Origin of the sequence: Micromonospora sp. WMMD736 (assembly GCF_049179015.1) — a bacterium.
Classification (GTDB): Bacteria; Actinomycetota; Actinomycetes; order Mycobacteriales; family Micromonosporaceae; genus Micromonospora.
Genome location: NZ_JBMHMI010000161.1, coordinates 1 through 2338, shown reverse-complemented (window position 1 = coordinate 2338; position 2338 = coordinate 1). Strand labels below are relative to the sequence as shown.

The window sequence follows — 2338 nt, the reverse complement described above, 5'->3', positions numbered from 1 at the left end:
TGTGCCACTGCTTCTTTCCCGCCGACGGGTGGATCGGTCTGACGGCGTTCGGCCGCAGCATTCCGATCTGGGTGATCCTGGCCTACGTCGTGTTCTACGGCGGGTTCACCTACCTCATCGCGCTGGCTTTCCGCAACGGCATCAGCCGCCGCACGCTGTGGGGGAGCATCGCGGTGTGGGGTGCGCTCAACCTGGCCATGGAGATCCCACTGCTGCAGTCGGGGCTTTACCTCTACTACGGCGACCAGCCTCTCACTGTCGGCGGCTTCCCCATCAGCCAGCTGGTGTTCAACACGCTGGGCTCGATGCTCGGCGCTGTGGTGATCGTGCGGCTGGCCTGGTTCTTCACCGGCGCGCGCCAATTGCTGCTCACCGTGGTTCCATTCGCGACGTTCATGTCGTCGTGGGTGGTGGGCATGCCGTTCTTCCTCGTCCTCAACAATGACACCTCACATGGGCTGCGCGTGCTGGCGGCATTGGTGTCGATCGCGATCGGGCTAGTCGCCATCGATGTGCTGATTCGGCTCGGCACGGGTCAGCTGCGGCTACTCCCGCCCACCGACGGCGCGACCCCCGAAGCGGTCGGCCGTCGTCAGCCCGCCTTGAGCAACAAGACTTGAGGAGTAACCCACGATGATGTCGCCGGAGGCGAATTTCAAGCTCGCACGACGAGCCTCGTGGAGCGGATACGTCTACATCGCGTTCCTGATGGTCGGCATCTGGATGCTGGCCGGGTTCTTCCCGTCCCAGCCCCCGACCTGGGACGCGGAGCAGATCACCGCGGTGTATCACGAGAACACCACGATGCTGAAGCTCGGCATGGTGCTCGTGCTCGTCGGCTCCATGTTCTACGTGCCCTGGACGGCAGTGCTGGCCACCCTGATCTCCCGAGTCGAGGGCAAGGCGGGCATCCTGACGTATTGCCAGATCATCGCCGGCGGCACCAACGTGTTGCTCACCGCTTACCCGGCCGGCTGGTGGCTAACTGCTGCATACCGCGCCGACCGCGATCCCGAGATCGTGCTGCTGCTCAACGACATCGCCTGGCTGCAGTTCCTGGGCGTCATCGCACCGTTCTACTTCGTGGTGATCAGCATCATCTATGCCTCGTTCGCCGACCGCTCCGCAGATCCGCTGATCCCGCGCTGGGTGGGCTATTTCAACGTGTTTTTCATGTTCGAGCTCATCCCACTCAGCATCATCTTCTTCTTCAAGTCCGGGCCGTTCGCCTGGAACGGGTTGTTCGGGTTCTATGCGCCATTTGTCACGTTCTGGGTCTGGTTCTTCGTGATGACCTACACCATCCGCCGATCGTTGTCATCGGACCGGGTGGAAACTTTCGACGCCCCGGAGGCAGTCAACCGGTAGCGCGACGACAAAGCTACGTGGAAGTGTCCCAGACCGACGCGTCAACTGCGTCAGTCTGGGACAACCAAGAAGGGACCGGTCGAAGGATGTTCGCAAACTCTAGCCCGGCGATCGACGACCCTCTTGAGGACTTCTCGGGGCACCTGCCTCCGGCCGCATCGCCCGTCGTGAGGTTGGGATCGTGACGATTCAGGGGGTCGCGGGCGTGCGTGTGGTCGTGACCGGTTCGACCCGCGGACTCGGGCTTGCCGTCGCCAAACGACTGTCAAACGGTGGTGCACACGTCGTCGTAAACGGTACTGACGAGGATCGATGCCGTTCAGTGGCACAAGATCTCGGCACGATTACCGTCTGTGGGCGCGTCGAGACTTCCGGTGTCGCCGAGGCTTTGGTCGATACGTGCGTGGCAGAGTTCGGCGGCATCGACGTCGTGGTCAACAATGCCGGGATGACTCGCGATGCGATGCTGACCAGAATGACCCGCGATGACCTCCGGGAAGTACTAGCCGCTCATATCGAAGGAACCTGGGCGGTGTCGCAAGCGGCGGTACGGGCGATGAAGTCCGGCGGTGGCGGCGGTGCGATTGTCAACGTGACTTCAGGCACCGCACTCTTCGGCAACACCGGGCAGTCCAACTATGCCGCGGCGAAAGGCGGAATCTTAGGTTTGACGCGCTCGCTTTCGCTTGAGCTGGCTCGGTTTGGGATCGACGTGAACGCAGTCGCCCCGACCGTGAAGACCGACATGACCGCGGGACTTGCCGAGGTGCTTACGGAGAGTGGCTCCGAGATCAGTTCGGCGCTCGGGGAACCCGATTCCGTGGCTACCTTGTTCGAGTACCTATGCTCGACCGCGAGTCGCGGCATGACCGGCCAAGTGCTGTCGTTCGATGGCAATGAACTGTCGGTCTGGTCGCATCCCTGCCCCACGTCGTCGTTCGACATGGCCGACAGGGGTTGGAACATCGTC

General features: G+C 62.4%; 3 protein-coding genes. All 3 read left to right on the top strand.

Annotated features, from left to right (window positions below; all coding sequences use genetic code 11):
- The coding region (locus ACN269_RS35080; protein ID WP_421477697.1) for a hypothetical protein at positions 1-620 on the top strand (620 nt) is incomplete at its 5' end.
- A gap of 13 nt (positions 621-633) precedes the next feature.
- Complete coding sequence (locus tag ACN269_RS35075) at positions 634-1368, top strand: hypothetical protein (protein ID WP_421477695.1); 735 nt, start codon at positions 634-636, stop codon at positions 1366-1368.
- Between the two features lie 181 nt (positions 1369-1549).
- Positions 1550-2338, top strand: a 789-nt coding sequence (locus tag ACN269_RS35070) for an SDR family NAD(P)-dependent oxidoreductase (RefSeq protein WP_421477693.1), incomplete at its 3' end; no start/stop codon positions are given.